The sequence below is a fragment of the Microbulbifer agarilyticus genome (assembly GCF_019800665.1).
In the GTDB taxonomy this organism is placed as follows: Bacteria; Pseudomonadota; Gammaproteobacteria; order Pseudomonadales; family Cellvibrionaceae; genus Microbulbifer; species Microbulbifer agarilyticus_C.
In genome coordinates, this window is the sequence record NZ_JAHVKO010000005.1 from 128784 (window position 1) to 149035 (window position 20252).

General features: G+C 55.6%; 22 protein-coding genes. 11 read left to right on the plus strand and 11 right to left on the minus strand.

The genetic code is table 11. The annotated features are described in order from the left end of the window. The 5 genes from KUV22_RS13235 to KUV22_RS13255 all read right to left on the minus strand — a co-directional run bounded on the left by KUV22_RS13235 (nt 1) and on the right by KUV22_RS13255 (nt 5396). Nucleotides 1–756, minus strand: a complete 756-nt coding sequence (locus KUV22_RS13235; RefSeq protein ID WP_222231871.1) for an SDR family oxidoreductase — start codon at nt 754–756, stop codon at nt 1–3. A 34-nt stretch (nt 757–790) separates the two neighbouring features. Then, a complete protein-coding gene (locus tag KUV22_RS13240) occupies nt 791–2800 on the minus strand; it encodes an aminotransferase class I/II-fold pyridoxal phosphate-dependent enzyme (protein ID WP_224919193.1) in 2010 nt (669 codons plus the stop codon). 157 nt (nt 2801–2957) lie between these two features. Next, nucleotides 2958–3362: an NUDIX hydrolase gene (locus tag KUV22_RS13245; RefSeq protein ID WP_222231875.1), complete on the minus strand. Its 405-nt coding sequence runs from the start codon at nt 3360–3362 to the stop codon at nt 2958–2960. 31 nt (nt 3363–3393) lie between these two features. Beyond that, complete coding sequence (locus KUV22_RS13250; protein WP_261319545.1) at nt 3394–4587, minus strand: phospholipase A; 1194 nt, start codon at nt 4585–4587, stop codon at nt 3394–3396. An 86-nt stretch (nt 4588–4673) separates the two neighbouring features. Further along, entirely contained in the window at nt 4674–5396 is a 723-nt protein-coding gene (locus KUV22_RS13255; protein WP_261319546.1) for a hypothetical protein, read from the minus strand. 282 nt (nt 5397–5678) lie between these two features. Between KUV22_RS13255 and KUV22_RS13260 the strand changes: the two genes are divergently transcribed. Together KUV22_RS13260 and KUV22_RS13265 are read left to right on the plus strand one after the other, a co-directional pair. After that, nucleotides 5679–6140 (plus strand): NfeD family protein, encoded by a 462-nt coding sequence (locus KUV22_RS13260; protein WP_222231877.1) that lies wholly within the window; start codon nt 5679–5681, stop codon nt 6138–6140. A gap of 63 nt (nt 6141–6203) precedes the next feature. Continuing rightward, the gene (locus tag KUV22_RS13265; RefSeq protein ID WP_222231879.1) at nt 6204–7049 is read left to right on the plus strand and encodes an SPFH domain-containing protein; all 846 of its coding nucleotides are present in this window, start codon (nt 6204–6206) and stop codon (nt 7047–7049) included. A gap of 45 nt (nt 7050–7094) precedes the next feature. Here KUV22_RS13265 and KUV22_RS13270 read toward each other — a convergent pair whose 3' ends face one another. Next, nucleotides 7095–7592, minus strand: coding sequence for a GNAT family N-acetyltransferase (locus KUV22_RS13270; protein WP_261319547.1), 498 nt, complete (start codon nt 7590–7592; stop codon nt 7095–7097). Between the two features lie 72 nt (nt 7593–7664). Then, a complete protein-coding gene (locus tag KUV22_RS13275; RefSeq protein WP_222231881.1) occupies nt 7665–7853 on the minus strand; it encodes a hypothetical protein in 189 nt (62 codons plus the stop codon). A gap of 203 nt (nt 7854–8056) precedes the next feature. Here KUV22_RS13275 and can point away from each other — a divergent pair, with 203 nt between their 5' ends. From can to KUV22_RS13295, 4 genes are all read left to right on the plus strand, one after another. After that, on the plus strand, nt 8057–8713 hold the full coding sequence (gene can, locus KUV22_RS13280) for a carbonate dehydratase (protein ID WP_222231882.1): 657 nt from the start codon (nt 8057–8059) through the stop codon (nt 8711–8713). A 125-nt stretch (nt 8714–8838) separates the two neighbouring features. After that, nucleotides 8839–10509 carry an FAD-dependent oxidoreductase gene (locus KUV22_RS13285; RefSeq protein ID WP_222231884.1) on the plus strand — a complete coding sequence of 557 codons (1671 nt, stop codon included), beginning with the start codon at nt 8839–8841 and terminating at the stop codon, nt 10507–10509. 101 nt (nt 10510–10610) lie between these two features. Beyond that, complete coding sequence (locus tag KUV22_RS13290; protein ID WP_222231886.1) at nt 10611–11165, plus strand: flavin reductase family protein; 555 nt, start codon at nt 10611–10613, stop codon at nt 11163–11165. 184 nt (nt 11166–11349) lie between these two features. Continuing rightward, nucleotides 11350–12171 carry a glycerophosphodiester phosphodiesterase gene (locus tag KUV22_RS13295; RefSeq protein WP_261319548.1) on the plus strand — a complete coding sequence of 274 codons (822 nt, stop codon included), beginning with the start codon at nt 11350–11352 and terminating at the stop codon, nt 12169–12171. A 51-nt stretch (nt 12172–12222) separates the two neighbouring features. On the opposite strand, the gene KUV22_RS13300 is transcribed toward KUV22_RS13295, so the two are convergent. Further along, complete coding sequence (locus tag KUV22_RS13300; protein WP_222231888.1) at nt 12223–12888, minus strand: peroxiredoxin-like family protein; 666 nt, start codon at nt 12886–12888, stop codon at nt 12223–12225. Nucleotides 12889–12929: 41 nt separating this feature from the next. On the opposite strand from KUV22_RS13300, the gene KUV22_RS13305 reads away from it, so the two are divergent. Both KUV22_RS13305 and KUV22_RS13310 read left to right on the plus strand, forming a co-directional pair. Further along, entirely contained in the window at nt 12930–13250 is a 321-nt protein-coding gene (locus tag KUV22_RS13305) for a putative hemolysin (protein ID WP_222231890.1), read from the plus strand. A gap of 68 nt (nt 13251–13318) precedes the next feature. After that, nucleotides 13319–13717 carry a DUF2750 domain-containing protein gene (locus tag KUV22_RS13310; protein WP_222231891.1) on the plus strand — a complete coding sequence of 133 codons (399 nt, stop codon included), beginning with the start codon at nt 13319–13321 and terminating at the stop codon, nt 13715–13717. A gap of 52 nt (nt 13718–13769) precedes the next feature. Here the strand turns inward: KUV22_RS13310 and KUV22_RS13315 are convergent, their stop codons facing one another. The 3 genes from KUV22_RS13315 to KUV22_RS13325 all read right to left on the minus strand — a co-directional run bounded on the left by KUV22_RS13315 (nt 13770) and on the right by KUV22_RS13325 (nt 15956). Continuing rightward, nucleotides 13770–14018 carry a YdcH family protein gene (locus KUV22_RS13315; RefSeq protein WP_222231892.1) on the minus strand — a complete coding sequence of 83 codons (249 nt, stop codon included), beginning with the start codon at nt 14016–14018 and terminating at the stop codon, nt 13770–13772. A 179-nt stretch (nt 14019–14197) separates the two neighbouring features. Then, a complete protein-coding gene (locus KUV22_RS13320; protein WP_222231893.1) occupies nt 14198–15349 on the minus strand; it encodes a serine hydrolase domain-containing protein in 1152 nt (383 codons plus the stop codon). Nucleotides 15350–15491: 142 nt separating this feature from the next. Then, nucleotides 15492–15956 carry a pilin gene (locus KUV22_RS13325; RefSeq protein WP_222231894.1) on the minus strand — a complete coding sequence of 155 codons (465 nt, stop codon included), beginning with the start codon at nt 15954–15956 and terminating at the stop codon, nt 15492–15494. A 422-nt stretch (nt 15957–16378) separates the two neighbouring features. Here KUV22_RS13325 and pilB point away from each other — a divergent pair, with 422 nt between their 5' ends. Genes pilB through KUV22_RS13340 form a run of 3 tightly spaced genes read left to right on the plus strand, consistent with a single transcriptional unit; the run spans nt 16379 to nt 20252 of the window. Next, a complete protein-coding gene (pilB, locus tag KUV22_RS13330; protein ID WP_315857557.1) occupies nt 16379–18091 on the plus strand; it encodes a type IV-A pilus assembly ATPase PilB in 1713 nt (570 codons plus the stop codon). A 59-nt stretch (nt 18092–18150) separates the two neighbouring features. Further along, nucleotides 18151–19365: a type II secretion system F family protein gene (locus KUV22_RS13335; protein ID WP_222231896.1), complete on the plus strand. Its 1215-nt coding sequence runs from the start codon at nt 18151–18153 to the stop codon at nt 19363–19365. A 2-nt stretch (nt 19366–19367) separates the two neighbouring features. Beyond that, nucleotides 19368–20252, plus strand: coding sequence for a prepilin peptidase (locus KUV22_RS13340; protein WP_222231897.1), 885 nt, complete (start codon nt 19368–19370; stop codon nt 20250–20252).

Genomic DNA, 20252 nt, shown 5'->3' on the forward strand with positions numbered 1-20252 from the left:
TTACCACGGAATCGGCGAGCCGTCCCAGAACAGGAGCCGACCCGTGTCATCCTCGGCCAGATTCTGAATCACGTCCGCAATCCGTGAAGCACTAAGTGCTGGGGAAAAAAGTTTTTCTTCGGACAGGTTGGCCTGGAAGGGTTTGGACAGCGGCGTATCGGTGGTTCCCGGGTGAATTGCCACCACCTTGCAGCTATCGACCTTGCGCCCCCATTCGATCGACAGGTTGCGTATCAACATATTCAGCGCGGCCTTGCTCATACGGTAGCTGTACCAACCGCCCAAATGATTGTCTTCAATACTGCCGACTTTTGCCGAGAGGGACGCCCACGTAAGTGGTGAGCGGCGTTTTAAGAGCGGGTCTAGCGCCTGGGCCAAATGCAGGTGTGTGAGGGCATTAATTGAGAAGCTGTGCAGCATTGCCTGGTCATCGCACTCCCGCAAGCTTTTCTCGGGGCGATGATCTTGCCAGTGCAGGGTGCCACAACAGCTCACCACCCAGTTGGGCAATGGACCGCGCAGCAACCAATCCTGTACATCAGCTACACTAGCCGGGTTTTCCAGCTCGATTTTCAGATGCTGATGGCTAGGCGAAAGGCGGGGAATGTCGTGGCGACTGATGGTCAGGAGTGTGGACTGCGGGAAACGCCCGCACAGGGTTTGCGCCAACGCTGCGCCGACACCGCCATGGGCGCCGGCAAGTAAAATGCACTGCGGCGATTCATTACTGGTATCGAGCGCTGGCGTCCCTGCCATAGTTCTTGCCTCGACCTTATCTCGATCTAGGGCCTTACTTGCGTTTTTTTGCCTTACCGGACTTTGCAGCACCGTCGTCCGAAGAAACTACGGGCTCCTTCATAACCCGGATCATCGGCTCGTCGGAGCGGAAGATAAGCCCGTGGATCTCCGTGCTATTTTGCCCCTGCAGGAGCTGCTGCAAGAACTGCACAATTTGCGGAGAAATTTCCTGCCCGGGTACCAACACAGGAATACCTGGCGGATAAGGTACGATCTCGTCTGCGCAAGTTCGTCCTACCAGCTTTTTCTCTGCTGCCACACCATTGTCCATCAGCGGCAACTCTTCCGTTTCAGAAAAGTAGGCATCTGCCGGCAGGCAATTAAGATGAGTAAATTCAGGCAACTGACGCGCGGTGCCAACGTGGCTGCGCTTGCGCGGGTGCTTTGCCAACTGTTTCAGCGCGTGTACCAGACGCAGTAATTTACTCTCAGTACTACCCAAGGTAACCAGCACAGTCACCGTGTTGTAAGTGGTTTTCTCCACCTGAATACCGAAATGATCGAACAGTTTCACCTGGATTTCTTTGCCGGAATATCCACTGGCGGTCACATCGATGGTGACTTTGGTTGGATCCAGGCTGATGTTGTCTTTGGCCAGGGGCGCGGGAATCAAATCGTCACAGGTCAGTGCGCGGAATACGCCGGTGGCATCTACTTCACGACGCAGTGTCTCGACCATTTTCAGGCAGCTGCGCAGACGCCCGAAGCCCTCCATCGACATTTGCTTGCGCGCGACATCCAGGCTCGCAATCATCGAGTATTGCGGACTGGTAGACGCATACATATTCAGGTTTTCGCGGAAACGGAACTCATCAAAGTCCGGGTCCTGCACATGCACCATGCTGGCCTGTGAGAACGCAGACAGCATTTTGTGCGAGCTCTGGGTCACGTAGTCCGCACCGCACTCCAGGGCGGTGGGCCGCAATTCATTGTGGAAATAACCGTGTGCATACCAGGCTTCGTCAACCAGCACTTTGACGCCGCGCTCATGGGCGTAGTCGATAATTGGCTTCAAGTCGTAACGCAGGCCGTCGTAGGTACAGGAGGTAATGACCAACAGGGCTGCATCCGGGTGTGCATCCAGTGCCTTCTCGATATCCGTGCGGCAAACAGGACCGTAGATTCCGAATTGCGGGTGCAGGGTAGACTTCAGGTACACCGGCTCGATCCGGTTCATCACAATGGCGTGATGCACGGATTTGTGGCAGGCCTGATCCACGATGATCTTGCCACCGCCACCGAGAATCTGCTGGATAACCACCTTGTTGGCGGTGGAAGTGCCGTTGGTGAGGAAGAAGGTATGTCGCGCACCAAACACCTGTGCGGCCAGGTCCTGCGCCTCCTGAATAACCGAGTGCGGTTCCAGCAGGCTATCGAGTACCTGGACCGATACCGACAGGTCGGTATTGAACACATGCTCGCCCATAAAACGGTAAAAATCGCCGACCCAGGGGCTGTTGCGCAGGCTGTCGCCACCGGAATGACCGGGGGTATGCCACGCGTCACGGGCAGAAAATACGTACTCTTTCAGGGTATCCGCAAACGGCGTGGAGGCTCGGCGGGCGATAAAGGCCTGCACCAGGCGGAACATATGGTTGAAGTTGCCTTCGCGGCGGTCAAACAGCTCGTCAAAGCGCTTGCGCACCGAAGCCGGCGCTCCACCTTCCTCACTTAAGAAGGAATCCTGCGCCACCAGAAACACGTTCAACTGCGAGCGCAGCTTGTGCATATGATCGGAGAGCGTTTCTGCGCTTTTCAGCTCATCGCGACAACAACCGGCGTCGATAATCACTGCCTGCAGGCGCTCGTCTTCGCGCAAGCGTGACTCTATCGCAGGGACCGCTACCGCCTCAAAACACAAGCCAAACGGGTTCTCGTGCTGGGCAGCAGTGGTGTTCAGGGCATTCACCCAGTTGTGACTGAGATCTCGATCATTGCTTACCAGAGCGACTCGACACTCCAGCGGCTGGCGCCGCTCACTCAGGTTGCCCAGGTCAGGCATTGTCAGTTCCACACCCATAGTACTTCTTCTTATAGTTCAGCATAAAAGGCGGATACTAAATGAGGCGGACAGCGAATTTGACGGCGAATTTATATTTGGCAATTACCACCAAAATTTCGCACAAATGTGATATCAAAACTGGGTTAGTCGCGCAGCTTCAGAATTTTGCGCTCTGAACTTCGCCGTTAAACTGCAAACAATGCTGAACACGCACACGCTGGACGGGCGTCAGATCTTTGAGGGAGAAATAGTCGAAGTCTGAATGCTCCGACGACAGGACGATGTCACCGCGTCCCTTGAGGTGAGCACGGAAAATAAATACATGGGAGTTGTACACGCGGTGGTAATAGACGCCACTGAGATAATCGATAACGACTTCCCGCCCCAACTCCTCCCGGCATTCACGGTGCAGCGCTTCGTGAATGGTTTCCCCCAGGTCCAGCGCCCCCCCGGGCAAGCCCCAGGTTTTATCCGCGTAGGTGGCGCGCAACTGGAGTACCTCACCGGCCTCATTGGCGATCACCGCGTGGGCGCTTAGCTTGTATGTGTCGTCAAATCCCATCCTTGGATCTATCCGTGCAAGGTCGTTTCAATCAAGTACCGGTACTGCGGGCCAGTTCAAAACCGATGCCCAAGGTCTGTACAGATTCATCGTAGTCGATCAGGCTCTCACCGAAGCCGTTGAAGTATTTTACATAGCCGCGTACCCGGCGGCCCATGGGGAAGCTCCAGCGCAGCTCCGCTGCCCCCTTGTTATCGGAGCGCAGGTTATTGCGCAGCATTAGCGACACATTGTGCGCGCCCTTTTCGAATCCGCCGGTCAACTCAAAGTGACCGAGATAAAACTCGAGGTCGGGATTGTCATCTTCTTCCCTGTCTTCCTTGATGCGATACCAGGGTTTGAACGCCAGATAGTAGTCATTTTTTTCGAAGACAAAGTTCGCGTAAATACGATTCCAGCTCCGCGAGAGTGGTTCGCTGCGACCATTGGACTGGTGGTTGATTGCCAGCTGGTTGGCCACGTTCTGCATGCCGAACAGGGTCCAGTCATTCAGCCAGGTCATGATCAACTCCGGCTCGTGATTGGTCTCGCGAAACGGTGCGGAATCGTCGGAGTTGTAGGCCTGCCAGAATGAGCGGTTGGTGTAGGCGAAGCTCATAAACGATGCCTTACCGAGAAAACCGCGCCACACGGGGACCTGTACCGACAGCTGAAACTGAATCTCGATGGAATCCAGGTCGATCAGCCCGTCCGGGTCATAGTCTGCAAGCCCCCCCTTATTCGGAGAGGGGTTGTAGGTGATGGGCAGCAGATAGTTGGTTTTATGCGAGGCCAGAGTAAAGGGGTTTTCCGCCGCGTCGCGAATGGCCTGTGCCCGCTGGCTGATACGCGGGCCATCGGACGATTCGATCGCTTCCGGCGTGGTCGCGAATATAGGGGTCTGTTCCTGATACTCGTCGCCGCGCAGCACCCGCAACTCGCAGCGAATACGCATTTCTTCGAGCGTAATATTGGCCGGTGCCGTGACTAGCTGTTCACGCAGACAATTTTCCTGCCGAATGGCCTCACTTTGCCCACTATCGTCCAGCTGCCACAAGGCTATGACACCGCCCTCTGCAGGCTCTGCGGTCTGCTCATCCTCAGGTGTCAGTATGTTCCCCTGCGCAACCTCCCGAGCCTCCAGTGGCGTCTCCTGCGCTTTCACAGCAATCGCCAAGGGCAGACACAACAGAGGCCACCAGCGGCGAATCCGCAAGCGGGGGGTAAGATAGCGGGAGAATGGCAAGGCACGCGCTCCTGAAGACCGTAGGGCCGCCAGTGTACACGGAATAGATACCGAGAATCGTTGTTGAGTCAGTTATTGCTGACCACTCAGACGAGGCTTTGCAGCTCCGGGGACCACTCCAGTTCGCGCAAGCGCACCTGCCACAGACGGCCGGTGCTACTGGGCCAATCGTAGCCCACTAGCAGTCCACGCTGGTCCACAAAGCAGTGGGCATCGCGCTCGGCCTCATCGCCCTGATAAGAGAACACCGTGACATCCGGGCCGAGATCATGCACACCCTGGATATTGGCATCACCGGGCATGACCGACGCGCGCCGGTGGCTGACTTTGGGCGCCAGTAGCTTGCCCCGCTGCGACGGGTCCACAATATCCGGCGCAACCACTTCACAGCCGAACTCCATATCGCACAGGCGCAGCAGCAGTGGCCCCATAAAGATACGCATCAGCGGGAACAACAGACGGTTCTCGCCTTCCAGCAGCTTCTGCTGTGGTCCGTTGGGGCCAGTCCAGTCCACTTCGATCGGATCGCCAAGAGAGGCAACCTCGCCATCACTGGGGACGAGACGGTAGTGAGCATTTACCTCATCCATCTCGTCTTTCCAGGTAACCCGGCACTCGGTAACCAGCCCCGCGTCCATCAACGCGCGCACCTCTATCCCGTGGCCCTGCTCGCCCACCAGACGGCGGCTGATTAACAATTGCCGGCCCTGCGCATCGCGCCCCAATTGCCAGTCATCCTGCACCGGCATGGTTCTGCCATCGCAACTGTATTGGTAGCGGCCCTGGGCCAGGTTAGCGGTCATTCGCATCGGGAGTCCGTCCTTGGAGTCGTCTGCGGAAAGTATTGCACACCCCCTCACTTTTGCTGCGCTTTGATGAAGTTTTCGCGAACTTTTCACTCGTTATTTTTCGACAGACTTCGCTGCTATTCGAAAAATACTGCCGTGAGTTATGGTGAAAAAGTAATCACAAAATTTGCTACCTTGCGCAATAGTGCGCGCGCCACATTGGATTGGGGCATAATCTCCCGCTTGCATACGCGCACATTGTGAGCGCTAGGAAATTCACGCATTACCAAGGAGAAGGCCATCATGCTGGAATGGCTCAATACACATATCGCCTACTGGCACTGGCTGGTGCTGGGCTTGTTGCTGGTTACCGCGGAAATATTTGTTTCCGGGTTTGTTCTTTTCTGGTTCGGCCTGGCCGCGCTGTTCATGGGCGTTTTGCTGATGGCAGTGGGCATGCCGATTACCGCGCAACTGGTGATCTGGGCAGGACTATCCATCGCGCTGGTATTTCTCTGGCAAAAATTCATTAAGCCCAACTGGAGAGATCGCACCACCTCGGGCATGGCGCTGGAAGCGCTCACCGGCCAGGTGGGCTCGGTAATCGAAACCAATATTGGCAAACCCCGTGGGCGCCTGCGCTTTCCCGCACCAATTTTGGGCGAGGACGAGTGGATGTTTATGAGCACCAGTCAAATTGCTGTGGGCGAACGGGTGAAGGTGCTGAATATTTCCGGCAACACGCTGGTTGTCGGCCCACTGTAAGCCCTTCGACACAGCACCAAAAACACCGAAAAAAAACTAACAAGACCTAACTGGGGAAATTAAATGGAAGGATTATCCGTAGTACTGGCACTGGTTGTGCTGGTGATCATTACCATCGGCATGGGCATCCGCATTGTGCCGCAGGGTTCCAAGCACATTGTGCAGCGCCTGGGTAAATACCACAGCACCTTAAACCCGGGCATGAATGTCATCATTCCCTACGTAGATCAGGTGCCCTACAAGGTAACCACCAAAGACATCGTGCTGGATATCCCGTCGCAGGAAGTGATTACCCACGACAACGCCACCATCATTGCCAACGCCGTGGCGTACATCAACATCGTCTCCCCGGAGAAGGCGGTATACGGTGTAGAAGATTACGAAATTGCGATCCAGAACCTGGTGCAGACGGCACTGCGTTCCATTGTTGGTGAAATGTCCCTGGACTCCGCACTTTCTTCCCGCGACCTGATCAAGGCGAAGCTGAAAGAAGCAATCTCCGACGATATTGCCGACTGGGGTATCAACCTTAAGACGGTTGAGATCCAGGACATCAACCCGTCCGCGACCATGCAGAAGGCGATGGAAGAACAGGCTGCCGCGGAACGCCAGCGCCGGGCAACGGTAACCCGTGCGGAAGGTGAAAAACAGGCGGCGATCCTGGAGGCCGACGGCCGTCTGGAAGCTTCCAAGCGTGACGCGAAAGCCCAGGTAGTACTGGCCGATGCGAGCCGCGAGGCCATTGAGCGGGTAACCCAGGCCATCGGCGAAAAAGAAATGCCGGTAATGTACTTGTTGGGTGAGCGCTATATCAACGCGCTGGAAGGGCTGTCGACCTCTGACAATGCCAAGAACATTATCTTCCCGGCCGACCTGCCGAATGCGGTAAAAGGTCTGCTTAACCGCTGATCAACTCGATATGAATCTGGTAGCGCTAACTGACCCAATCGCGGGTTACAGGTAGCGCTGCCAGAATTCCGCCTGGCCAAACTCTTCATCCAGAGCATAGGGTTTAAACCCACACTTGCGATACGCCGCCTGCGCCGGCAGATTTTTCTCCAACACCTCAAGGGTTATCTTGGTACACCCTCGCGCCTTGGCCTCTGCCACCACATGCTCGAACATCTTGGTGCATATCCCCGCGCCCCGTGCCGACGCGCTCACCACCACATCGTGAATGTTCACCAAAGGCTTACAGGCGAAGGTGGAAAAACCCATAAAACAATTCGTTAAGCCAACGGCTTGCTCGCCGCGATAAGCCAGGATCGAAAAGGCTCCGGGAAATTCAGCCAAACGCGCCAGCAACTGCTCGTTACAAATTTCTGACAGTGGTTCACCCCCACCGCAGGGGTCCAGAGCATATTCATTCAGCAGCGCCAGCAAATCAGCGCCCTGTTTGCTGTCACGGTAATCGGCGATCACCGTGACAATATCATTCTCGGAACTACCCAATTCTCACATCCTTAGACAGTCTCATGATTGTTTTTTAAACGCGGTTCAACAGAGAGCTTCGGAACGTATGAATTACTGATCCACCTGACCGGCTTCGGCCTCGATCACGATCTCCTCCTGCTCGGCGAAGAAGCGGCGGTAATTGCGGATACGTGCCCGCTGGGCCGCGAGCCAAAGCACTTTTTTCCGGCGCCGCGACTGCACCGCATTGTGTCGGTTAAAGCGGCGTGGTCGGCGAATTTTGGCACTGCGAAGCCCCATGGCTCAATCTCCTTGTTGATCCGGTATGCGCGGCTGGATAAAGCCTTTGCCTGAAGCGCAAGCTGGCAGGTTAGCAGAAGGCATAAAGCGGCCGCTAGCCGCTGAGGGCATAGATGCATCCGCGGCTGGAAATTCAACGTATTCCCCAGCGATCATAAACAGGATATTCTGCCAAAACGACGCTAACCAACGGATTGATTGCCTTGCCTGAACTGCAAGACCTTATCGAGAAAAATCGCCACTGGTCGGAAACTACCCGCGCGCAGGCGCCGGACTTTTTCCGCGACCTTTCCGCACAACAGTCTCCCGACTACCTGTGGATCGGCTCTGCGGACAGCCGCGTTACGCCCAATCAGATCGTTGGACTGATGCCCGGCGAACTGTTTGTGCATCGCAACGTGGCCAACGTCGTAGCACCCTCCGACCTAAACTGCCTATCCGTACTGCAGTATGCGGTGGAAGTCTTGCAGGTGAAGCACATCCTCGTGGTCGGACACTACGGCTGTGGTGGGGTCAATGCCGCGCTGGAAGATACCCGCATGGGGCTGATCGAAAGCTGGCTAAGACACGTCAAGGATGTACGCGACAAACACCACACCCTGATCGAACTGTTCCCGCAACACCAGCATGGAGATCTGCTGTGTGAGCTGAATGTACTGGAGCAAGTGATTCACGTGTGCCAGTCGCCCCCGGTGCTGGATGCCTGGGATCGGAGGCAGAAAGTCGCGGTTCACGGCTGGGTATATCGCCTCAGCAACGGGCTGATCAAAGACCTGCAGCTGACCATAGAAAGCCCCGAACAGGTCAATGACATCTACCACCGGGCCCTGACCACCATCGCCCAGCGCGACAAAGATTAAAGTGCTCCACCAGCACCGGCTCAGCTTCCTTAACTTTCCCCCCGTTTTTCCCTACACTCCTCTGCCACGAAAGTCTGACCAGTGCTTGGTCACCTTAATGAATAAAGCAGTTTCCAGGGGTAACCATGTCCAACTTCCGCGTGTGGGAATGCCAGATTTGTGGCTGGATTTACGACGAGGCCAAAGGCTCACCAGATGACGGCATCCCGCCGGGCACCCGCTGGGAAGACGTGCCCGACGATTGGGCCTGCCCGGAGTGCGGCGCCAGCAAAGATGAATTCGAAATGTTGGCCGTGGTTGGCAATCCACCCGCCCAGCAACCTGAAGTGAGCACCGCCCCACAAGCTGCCGCCGCTCCCACACCAACTACCTCGGCACAAACCTCCGCCAACCGCATCTGGGAGTGCATGGTATGCGGCTGGATCTACGACGAGTCCAAAGGTGCGCCGGAAGAAGGCATTGCCCCGGGCACCCGCTGGGAAGATATCCCCGATGACTGGACCTGCCCGGAATGTGGCGTGGGTAAAGAAGATTTCGATATGGTGCTGGTTAACCAGCCCGAGCCGGAAGCAGCCTCGACGGCACAGGCAGAAGCCGCTCCCATTGAGCTGGACGACACCCTGCCACTGGTGATTATCGGCACCGGACTCGCCGGCTACCACCTGGCAAAAGAATTCCGCAAACTGGACCAGCGCACCCCGCTGACCCTGATCACCGGCGACGATGGCACCTTCTACTCCAAGCCGCTATTGTCCGCCTCCCTCGCTCACGGCAAGACCCCGCAACAGCTGGCGACCGCCAGTGCCGAAGATATGGCCCGGGAACTGAACGCGGAGATCCTGGTGCACACCCACGTCACCAATCTCGATCGCGAGGCCAAACTACTGTCGCTGGTTTCCGACGGTGGTATCAGCGCCGAGCTGCCTTATGGCCGCCTGGTATTCGCCACCGGTGCCAACTGCACGCCGCTGCCGCCGATGGAAGGCAACGGCATGTCGCGCCTGTTCCGCGTCAACAACCTTTCCGACTATCACCGCTTCCGCACCGCACTGGCCAACCGCAAGCGCGTATTGCTGATCGGCGCGGGGCTGATTGGCTGTGAATTCGCCAATGACCTGATTCAGGCGGGCTACTCGGTGGATGTGGTGGACGTACAGGCATGGCCGCTGGCCACCCTGCTGCCAGAGGCTGCGGGCCGCGATATCCAGAATGCGCTTGAGCAGGCGGGCGTGCGCTTCCATTTCGGCGCCGGCGTCACCAAGCTCGAGCAGCGTGCCGGCGGCATTCGCGCGCAGTTGGCCGATGGCAGTGTCATCGAAGCAGACCTAGCACTGGCCGCCCTGGGCCTCAAGCCCAACGTGGGGCTGGCGGAAAGCGCCGGCCTCACCGTCAAACGCGGTATCGCCACCAATCGCGCGCTACAAACCAGCGACGCGGACATCTTCGCACTCGGCGACTGCGCCGAAGTCGATGGCCACAACCTGTTCTTTGTCGCGCCCCTGACCCAGAGTGCACGCGCGCTGGCACAAACCCTTGCCGGCAACCACACCGAGGTGCAGTACGGCACTTTGCCAGTAGCGGTGAAAACCACCTTGCGCCCCACCGTGGTATGCCCGCCGCGTGCCGGCAGCTTTGCCGAAGGCACTGCAGACTGGAAGGTCACCAAGCTCGAAGACGGCGTCGTCGCGGAATTCCTGAGCAACGATGGCCAACTGCTCGGCTTCGCCCTCACCGGCAGTGGCATTGCCCAGCGCGACAACCTGAGCAAGCGCTGTGTGCCATTGATGGACTCCTAACCAGGAACTCCAGTAGGCCAACGAAAGAAAATCACGCGCCGGCGGCACTTTTCCCGTAGAATGGCCGCCCGCACATTTTTTGTACACAATTTGAACGAAGTATGACGGCATCCACCCAACCCACCCCTTCCGGGGAATCAGCAAATCCTGCCAAGCCTGCCGCAGACGCTCAGGCCAAGGCCGAGCGTGCCCGCGCCCTGCGCGACACCCTCGGGCAGTTCGCCACCGGCGTGACCGTGGTCACCGCATTGAATGCACAGGGTGAGCCGGTCGGCATGACCGTCAACAGCTTTAACTCCGTGTCCCTGGACCCTGCGTTGATCCTGTGGAGCATCGACCGCGGTTGTATGAGCTACGCGGCCTACACCGAAGGGGAGTACTTCGCGGTACACGTACTGAAAGGCGACCAGCAAAACGTATCCAACCTGTTTGCGGGCCGCGGTGCCGACAAGTTTGGCCAGGTGAAATGGCACAAGGACGCCAATGGTGTCCCGCACCTCGACGACTGTGCGGCCATATTTCACTGCCGCCGCGTGCAGAATATCGAGGGTGGCGACCACACCATCCTGCTGGGCGAGGTAGTGGAGTTTTCCGCCGCGGGTGGTGAACCACTGGTCTTCCACTGCGGGCAATACCGAGCACTTGCCGGCCAGTAAACTGGCCGCTCCTCTCAGGGCGCTTCACGGCGCCCGTTTTCCTCCTCCCCCTCGTAAAACTTCGACATAAGCCCTTCCGAGCCACCGTAAAGCCGTTCAGTTATAAACGTGCCTCAGTGTTTCGTTAAATGATCTAAAAAATTCCGGCACTTTCTACCCTGCGTATTTGTGACGCTGTCACCTCATGGTCATACTTCTGGTACACCCTTGGGAGACCTCCGCCACCGTGGACGTCGAGATGCGAACCAGCGACACCCTCTTTTGCTTTGCTCACCGTGGCTATCCCAAGCGCGCCACGGAAAATACCCTGCAGGCCATCACTCACGCACTGGAGTTTGATATCGACGGTGTGGAAATTGATGTGTGGAATGTGGGGGGAGAGCTGATGGTCAAACACGACCGTCGTCTGGGACGCCTGCTCGCGGGCCAGGAACTACTGACGGATATGGCCCCCGCCGCCCTGCGCAAAATGCTGTTGCCGGGTGGTGAGAAGGTCCCCACCCTGCGGGAGGTGCTGGAGCTGATTGGCAACAACGCACAGCTCAATATCGAACTCAAAGGCCCCAACTGCGCAGCACTGGCGGCAAAAGAGCTGGAAGCCTACGTCCGCGATAACGGTGCCAGCTACGAGCAGTACATCCTATCCTCGTTCGACCACCGCCAAGTGTATCAGTGCCTACAGTTGATTCCCCAGGTACGCAGAGGCGTACTCATTGATGGGGTGCCACTGGATCTGGCCGCCTGCGCCGAGCCGCTGGAAGCCTATTCACTGCACCACAGCCTCAACTTTGTCTGCCCCGAGATTATCGCCGACGGGCACAAACGCGGCCTGAAAAGCTACGTATTTACCGTAAACCACCCACACGACCTGAACCTGGTCGCCGCCATGGGCGCCGATGGTGTGTTTACCGATGAACCGCAACTGATCATGGATTACAACGCCACCAAAACCGCGGAGCTGGTGGCCCAGCAGCTACAGACCTCAGGTGGCATAAAGGCCCAGTAAGCACTGGCGAGCGCGCTAATAGCCGTCCCCACCAGCCATGTTTCCACCTATTTACTGCCCACGGTTATCCAGCATATTCAGCAACTGCTCGACACTCGGACGGGTTTTGTAATCTTTGGACACATGGGCCCACTCCACGGTACCCGCCTTATCCAGCAGGAAGATACCGGGGGCCGCGATTTTGTGGTGATCCCGCCCGGACCAATCCTCCAGCACAATACCGTAGGTTTTGTACTTCTCCGCGGTGGCATCGTCGATCTCGATAATTACATCAAATGCCTCATGCGCCTTCAGGTCTGGATCGGACAGTACCGGGAAGGGAATCTCATAGGTTGCCTTGGCCATGGCACTGGCATCCGGCTTATCCACACTCACCAGTACCGGGGTAACGCCGCGCTTCTCGAATTCCGGCCAGGCCTCCGCCAGCTGACGGATCTGCACGTTGCAGTAGGGGCACCAGCCACCCCGGTAAAAGATCACCAGCAGCGGTGCCTTGTCTTTTGCCAGAGCCTCCAGGGATACGGGGCTACCCTTATGATCAAGCACGCTGAAATCGGCCACCTTGGCGCCCGGCTTCACGCCTGAGTCCGCAGTACCAAGTGCCGATTCGTCGGTGACCGACAGCTCCGGAAGCCGCTCCGGCAACTTGATGTCCTGCGCCTGAGCGAGCCCAGACAGGCAGGCCAACAGGCCGGCCAGATAAACAAAACGTTTCATCAAAACTCCTTGATTACATTTATGACAGGTGAAAACGGAACATGCGCCCAACATTGATACCCACAACCCCAAAGGTACGCCGTGTACTTATCAACACAGTACTCTACCCAATACTCCTGGTTGCCGCACTTCCGTTACTTAACGCCTGCAGCGAGCGACAAGATAACGATGGCAAAGCCATACTCGACCAGAGCAACCCAGCCGCGGAGCACTGCGCCAAAATCGGCGGTAAGCCAGGGACCTATACGCAGCCTAGCGGCGATCAGGTCAGTACCTGCACAATGCCCGACGGGCGTGAGTGTGATGCCTGGAAGCTAATGCGGGACGAACAGTGCCAAGTAATCGAGCGGCAAAACCCGTAAACTGCGAACCAAGAAAATGGCGAGTAGCCGTATCGCTGACATGCGAACGGACAGAAGTGAGAGAAAAAATGAGCAACGACCACCTGCAAAGCGTATTGGCACAGACCGCCGAGGAGCGCTTTGAATACTTTCTGGATGCCGTGGGTGAAGAACGGGAAATCTGGATTCTGATCAACAGCGACGAGCACTTCCTAAAACTGCACGGAGAGGAAGACGGCGGCTTCGAATACCTGCCCATCTGGCCCAGCAGCGACTTCGCCGAGCACTATTCCCAAAACTGTGCCGAAGACAGCAACGACCTAACGCCCAAGAGTATTCCCCTACCCCAGTTCCTTAACCGCTGGCTACCGGGCCTGAACAAAGACGGCATCGAAGTCGGCGTCTTTCCCGGCGCCGACAACAGCGTATGGATCAGTGAGCCCAAGGATCTGGAGCAGGACCTGCGTGACGAACTGACCCGATTCTGACTTGGCAGACTCGCCTCCCATATTCCCTCGACCAGGGCGCGAGCGACACGCCTCAGTGAGAGCGGTAATTCTTCGCCTGCGTATATAGCTGGTCTTTCAGCCGCGCGCGTTTGGTTTTTAGCTCTCTGAAGTGGTGGTCATCCGTCGCCACACCGCGCTCTTCCAAACCACGAATAGCCTTATCGAGCTTGTGGTAATTATCGTGGTCGTTTTTGTACTGGATGCTGTCCTGGACCAGGTGGCGGATGCTGTCGGCGAGGTCGGGGAACTCGGTTTCGAGGACGTGGGAAGGGATAGCCATTGATGGTGACTCCTCGTTATCAGGTCAAATACCTTCCCATTGTAGTGTCAGCATTTGCGGCAACCAGCTGGCAAATTTGCCAGAGACGCAGACCTGCAGAGACCAGAAATCCTCGAGTCGTGACAAGTGTGCAATACCCCCTGCGGCCTCGCTTTCGCGTCTATTGTGCCCAAACCTGTTTACTCAGCATGTCGAGCGATTTCGTTTAAAAGCCAGCGCAACGGCTGACCCTCAACCACACCAGGTATATCGGCATTCCCCAGCCACACAAACACCCCATCTGATGGCGTTATTACCACGAGTGCCGATGTTCCTGGCAAGTAACCATCCTTTACATTGAGATGAACTGCATTTTCTGCGGTAAACGAAAAGAATGCTCGACCGAAACAGGATCTGAGCGCGGTCGAATCACATTCACCGGCACTTTCGGGCGACGCTAGATAGCCGGGATAATCCCGCAAGAGGAGCTCTCGCATCAACCGCGCGTAGGCAAGCGCACTGCCAGACATACCTGCTGTAGCTGTTATGGCCTGATAGTCGAAATTACCGGTAAACGTCGCGCTATAAAATGGATTATTACGATAATCGCGCAGGACCTCATCCTCTGCGTTAGCCTCTCCCACAAAACCAATACCGCGCTCTTGTAGCGAAAGCAGTCGATCCAGCGCAACCCCGACGGGCTGCCCCTCGGCTACCGCGATCGCTTCTCCCACAAGGCAGTAATTGATGTTTTCATAGCGGCTCTGGCTACCCGGCGCAAAGTGCAAGCGCGCGTCGGCAATCTTGGTCAGGGCATGGGGGCACCATGGCTTACCGTCGCGAATAAAAATTTGATGCAGCCTCCCCACAAGACCGGCGCGATGCTCCAAGAGATGAGACAACTTGAGATTTTTAACCCGCGAATCAACTAGGGTAAGAGCGGCAGAATTATCCAGCATCGCCGACGTTACGGTTGTGTCGATCGGCAGTGTTCCCCGCCGGTCGAGCTCCAGTAACGCAGCAGATACCAGTGGCTTGGTTAAGCTCCCATAGCGAAAGCGCACATCGTCGGTCAATGCAGCAGTCGTAAAGGGAGTACCGGCCCAGCCGGTCTCACAGTGATGCTCCCGGCCCGAGCCATCAATCCAAACCAACTGGTTAGACAGTGCCCGCATTTGATAGGGAATAGTTTCCGAAAGGTGTTGAAGCCACAAGGGAGCCTGCTTGGAACAGGACTGCGGGCTCAACAACGCTTGCACAGGAAAAAGGGTGCGAAGAACTGATTGCCGATCGGCAATCCAGAAATGTGTGCCGACGGTCAGGGTAAGGACGGCCACAATCAGTAGTGCCAAGTCGCGTTTTCGGCGAGAAAACTTTCGCAACAACTGAGTGGAAGTGAGGGACAAAAAGGAGTGCATTAACTAGCCAGCACGAACGAATGACGCCCCGATTGGGGCGTCATCAATAAGCAGAGACGGACAGTCCGCCAAATACTTAAGGGGTAGTGGTGCCGCCACCAGTGCCGCCAGCTGCAGTAGTAGCACAGCCAACCGGCTGATACTTGGTATCAACAGTAGTGGAGCAAGACCAGGTGCCATTGGCATCACGGTTCCAGGTCAGGCCTTTACCGTTGATAGAGGCTGCAGAGTTACCGCCAAAAGTCGCCGCAAGAGAAGCGGTATTCGCAGTCAGGTCAATGGTGGCAGTGAGGCCAGTTTGCAGGGTCGCACCCAGCAGATTACTGTCGTTCCAGCCAAAGTCGCAAGCGGTGTCCGCAAGACCGTCCATCATGCAGGTTTCAGTCACGGTACGCAGTGCACCTACTTCACCCATTACACGGCTAACCTGAGACTTGGAAATGTAGTTCTGATACTGCGGGATCGCTACCGCGGCCAGAATACCGATGATCGCAACAACGATCATCAATTCAATAAGAGTAAAACCCTGTTGCTTTTTCATTGTAACCGTCTCCATACAGACTGTTGTTTTTAGACGAAATCCCGTGAGGAAGTCGGCAGTTACAATACAGGGATTGTGGCAAAACGCGCAAGCGAGAAAGCCCACGATAAAGCTGGTAATGAGAAATATTTCCTGCCAGCACCGAACAACTCACAGCCAATCAGTACACTTTTCACCCAGAAGACACCTTCTAGTGACACATATTGTCAGTGGGTCGTTTGTTCGTTATGCCAAGACCGCAACAATCGCCACCTCAGTTCACAGTATTCTTGAGCTTTATCACTTAAGGCTGTGATGCAATTAGCTTTTCAGTATTTGGCGGTCAGCAGGGAATTCGCTATATTGGTGCGCTGGCGTATAAGCTCAGTAAACCGCCAACAAAACAGAACAAAAAATGCACAACAACGCACGAATTGATCTCCATGAGTAGCCCCCCCCTGAGTGGACTGGCCAAGCGCCTAGTCATTGATAAAGCCATTGACGAGCCCACCGCGCAGTCTGCCATCAAAGCCGCTAAACGTGAGCGACAAAGTTTTGCCCAACATGCTGTTGAGGCGAAGCTGATCAAAAGCCGCGAACTGGCAAATATTGCCAGTCAGGCATTTGGCTCACCGCTTTTCGACCTATCGAGCTACAACTTCGACTTGCTGCCAAAAGATGTGCTGAGCGAAAAGCTGATTACCAAGCATTTTGCCTTGCCTCTATACAAGCGCGCCAACCGCTTGTTTGTGGCCGTAGCCGACCCCACGAACTTGGCCGGGTTAGATGAAATTAACTTCAATACTGGCCTGAATACCGAAGCGGTATTGGTGGAGACCGACAAGCTCACAAAAGCGATCGAAAGCTACCTGAATAATAGTGGTGATATTGGCGGTGGTCTTCAGGGCCTGGACGATGAAGGTCTGGACAGCCTGGACGTCGAAGGTAACGAACAGGCATCCGACGACGACAACGACGTTGGGGGGGACGAGGCACCTGTTGTACGTTTTGTGAACAAGGTTTTACTGGACGCAATACGTACAGGGGCATCCGACATCCATTTTGAACCCTATGAGAAGACATACCGGGTACGCCTACGCACCGACGGCGTGCTGCACGAGGTGGCGCGCCCGCCAATTCAGCTCGCAACTCGAATTTCGGCACGCCTCAAGGTCATGTCGAAAATGGATATTTCCGAGCGTCGCGTACCCCAGGACGGCCGAATAAAGATGAAGCTGTCCAAAACAAAAGCCATCGACTTCCGGGTCAACAGTCTCCCCACCCTGTGGGGGGAAAAGATTGTACTGCGTATTCTCGACCCTTCTTCCGCCAAGCTCGGCATTGATGCTTTGGGGTATGAAGAGGACCAAAAGCAAATTTATCTAGATGCCCTCGCGCAGCCGCAGGGCATGATTCTGGTAACCGGACCTACCGGTTCTGGTAAAACTGTATCCCTATATACCGGGCTAAACATTCTAAATACCCCCGAGCGCAATATCTCCACAGCGGAAGACCCAGTGGAGATCAACCTGGAGGGAATCAATCAGGTCAATGTTTCGAACAAAGTCGGCCTCAACTTTGCCGAGGCATTGCGTTCGTTCCTCCGTCAGGATCCGGATATTGTCATGGTCGGCGAAATCCGGGATCTGGAGACCGCAGAGATTGCCATCAAGGCTGCGCAAACAGGCCACTTGGTTCTGTCCACGCTCCACACCAATTCCGCCCCAGAAACCCTGACTCGCTTGATGAATATGGGTGTTCCCACGTTCAATATTGCCACTTCCGTCAGCGTTATTATCGCCCAGCGTCTAGCACGACGACTTTGTGGGGAATGTAAGAAGCCCGCGCAATTGCCAGACGAAGTATTAGCCGATGAAGGGTTTGATGCAGTAAACATTCCTAAATCTGAGTGGCAAGTCTACCAGCCGGTAGGCTGCGAGCACTGCTCCAAAGGCTATAAGGGGCGCGTAGGTGTGTATGAAGTGGTTCGCATCACCGATGGAATCTCGAGAATTATAATGGAAGGGGGTAACTCCATTCAGATCGCCGACCAGGCAAAAAAAGAAGGTTTCAACAACCTCAGGGTATCCGCATTGCGCAAAGTGGTAATGGGGGTTACCAGCCTTGAAGAGGCCAATCGGGTTACCAAAGACTAATAACATTCCGAATACCTATGGAGCCCCGGCTCCCATCGAAATAAAAACGGGTAAATAGTATGGCTACTGCCGCAGCGTCAGTCGCATATATATATAAAGGCGTTGACTCCAAGGGACAGAAGGTTGAAGGGGAAATCAACGGGACGACCCCAGCCCTCGTCAAAGCTCAGTTGCGCAGACAGGGCATTATCGCCAATAGAGTTCAAAAAAAGCCCAAACCTCTTTTTGGTGGCAAAAAGAAAATTACACCCGGTGATATCGCTCTATTTACCAGGCAGTTAGCCACGATGATGAAGGCTGGGGTACCACTGGTTCAAAGTTTCGAAATTGTCGCCGACGGTTCTGACAATGATGGAATTAAAGAGCTCATTTTAAAAATCAAAGATGAGGTCGCCTCGGGAACCGCGTTCGCGGATGCGCTACGTAAACACCCGCTTTACTTCGACGATCTGTTTTGCAATCTCGTTGCGTCTGGCGAGCAATCTGGCGCACTCGAAACCATGCTGGATCGAATCGCCACCTACAAAGAAAAGACCGAGTCGCTGAAAAAGAAAATAAAGAAAGCGATGACCTATCCGGTGGCAGTAATCGTGGTCGCCGTTGTTGTAACAGCCATTCTCCTGGTGAAAGTTGTTCCCCAGTTCGCCTCCACGTTTGCGGGATTTGGTGCAGACCTACCTGCATTCACGTTATTTGTACTAGGCATCTCCGAGTGGATGCAAGAGTATTGGTTAATTACTTTCGTAAGCCTGCTGATCGGTGTCGGTGGTTTGGTGGAGCTCAAAAAGCGCAACAAGAAGTTTGCAGAGTCTTTAGATCGATTAATACTGAAACTGCCTATTTTGGGGGTTATCACATACAACTCGATTGCCGCACGGTATGCGCGCACGCTTTCTACAACGTTCGCTGCCGGTGTTCCGCTAATTGACGCCCTGAAATCCGTCGCTGGTGCCACAGGCAACGTTGTTTACGAAGAGGCCACGCTAAAAATCCGCGACTCCGTGGCAACAGGTATCCCTTTAAATGCCGCAATGAGTCAATCCGGCTTGTACCCAAATATGTTGGTACAAATGGCAGCCATTGGCGAAGAGTCTGGCGCACTTGATGACATGTTGAGCAAAGCGGCAGACTTCTATGAAGAGGCCGTAGACAACCTAGTAGACAACCTGACCACACTGCTAGAACCGATGATTATGGCTGTCCTCGGGGTTCTCGTCGGTGGCCTTCTCGTCGCCATGTACCTGCCAATCTTTAACTTGGGTAACGTTATCTAAGTATGTCCATCTACCTAGCTTCCCACCCAGCGCTGCTTATTGGCAGCGCTTTTATTTTAGGCCTGCTAATCGGCAGCTTCCTGAATGTTGTTATCCATCGCCTGCCTATCATGATGGAGCGGGAGTATCAGCGGGATTTCTATGCTTACTTTGACAAGACGCCAACTGCGGAAGAAAAGAAGCTGCTGGGCCAGACTTATAACCTGATTCTCCCCCACTCCCACTGCCCCAGCTGCGATCGGGAAATCAAACCCTGGCAGAACATTCCCGTCATCAGCTACCTGCTGCTGGGCGGTAAATGTGGCAATTGCGGCACAGCTATTTCCAAGCGCTACCCGCTGGTGGAGCTGGCAACCGGTATTTTGACTGCAATTGTGGTTTGGCAGCTGGGCTTTACCTGGCAAGCGCTGGCCGGGGTAGTGTTTACCTGGGCGTTGGTGGCACTAACCGGAATCGATTTTGACAAGCAACTGCTGCCCGACAGCATCACCCTGCCGCTATTATGGGCAGGCCTGCTGATCAACCTATGGGGTGTGTTCGCACCACTGCAGGATGCGGTGATCGGGGCGATTGCCGGGTATCTAGTGCTGTGGAGCATTTTCCATGTCTTCAAGCTGGTTACCGGCAAGGAAGGTATGGGGGCAGGAGACTTTAAGATTCTGGCTGCCATCGGCGCCTGGTTTGGCTGGCAGGTGCTGCCACTGGTGATCCTGCTATCTGCCGCGGTAGGTGCCCTGGCGGGTATTCTGTGGACGCTGATTTCCGGGCGTGACAAAAACCTGCCAATCGCCTTCGGTCCCTACCTCGCGGGCGCGGCGTGGATTGCCATGCTTTGGGGCGAGCAGATTATGGGCTGGTATTTCCGCCTATCCGGAATGAGCAGCTAA

Coding starts and splice junctions, on each gene's coding strand:
- KUV22_RS13235 (WP_222231871.1), bottom strand. CDS start 756: ATGGCAGGGACGCCAGCGCTCGATACCAGTAATGAATCGCCGCAGTGC.
- KUV22_RS13240 (WP_224919193.1), bottom strand. CDS start 2,800: ATGCCTGACCTGGGCAACCTGAGTGAGCGGCGCCAGCCGCTGGAGTGT.
- KUV22_RS13245 (WP_222231875.1), bottom strand. CDS start 3,362: ATGGGATTTGACGACACATACAAGCTAAGCGCCCACGCGGTGATCGCC.
- KUV22_RS13255 (WP_261319546.1), bottom strand. CDS start 5,396: ATGCGAATGACCGCTAACCTGGCCCAGGGCCGCTACCAATACAGTTGC.
- KUV22_RS13260 (WP_222231877.1), top strand. CDS start 5,679: ATGCTGGAATGGCTCAATACACATATCGCCTACTGGCACTGGCTGGTG.
- KUV22_RS13265 (WP_222231879.1), top strand. CDS start 6,204: ATGGAAGGATTATCCGTAGTACTGGCACTGGTTGTGCTGGTGATCATT.
- KUV22_RS13275 (WP_222231881.1), bottom strand. CDS start 7,853: ATGGGGCTTCGCAGTGCCAAAATTCGCCGACCACGCCGCTTTAACCGA.
- KUV22_RS13285 (WP_222231884.1), top strand. CDS start 8,839: ATGTCCAACTTCCGCGTGTGGGAATGCCAGATTTGTGGCTGGATTTAC.
- KUV22_RS13290 (WP_222231886.1), top strand. CDS start 10,611: ATGACGGCATCCACCCAACCCACCCCTTCCGGGGAATCAGCAAATCCT.
- KUV22_RS13295 (WP_261319548.1), top strand. CDS start 11,350: ATGGTCATACTTCTGGTACACCCTTGGGAGACCTCCGCCACCGTGGAC.
- KUV22_RS13300 (WP_222231888.1), bottom strand. CDS start 12,888: ATGAAACGTTTTGTTTATCTGGCCGGCCTGTTGGCCTGCCTGTCTGGG.
- KUV22_RS13305 (WP_222231890.1), top strand. CDS start 12,930: ATGCGCCCAACATTGATACCCACAACCCCAAAGGTACGCCGTGTACTT.
- KUV22_RS13310 (WP_222231891.1), top strand. CDS start 13,319: ATGAGCAACGACCACCTGCAAAGCGTATTGGCACAGACCGCCGAGGAG.
- KUV22_RS13315 (WP_222231892.1), bottom strand. CDS start 14,018: ATGGCTATCCCTTCCCACGTCCTCGAAACCGAGTTCCCCGACCTCGCC.
- KUV22_RS13325 (WP_222231894.1), bottom strand. CDS start 15,956: ATGAAAAAGCAACAGGGTTTTACTCTTATTGAATTGATGATCGTTGTT.
- pilB (WP_315857557.1), top strand. CDS start 16,379: ATGAGTAGCCCCCCCCTGAGTGGACTGGCCAAGCGCCTAGTCATTGAT.
- KUV22_RS13335 (WP_222231896.1), top strand. CDS start 18,151: ATGGCTACTGCCGCAGCGTCAGTCGCATATATATATAAAGGCGTTGAC.
- KUV22_RS13340 (WP_222231897.1), top strand. CDS start 19,368: ATGTCCATCTACCTAGCTTCCCACCCAGCGCTGCTTATTGGCAGCGCT.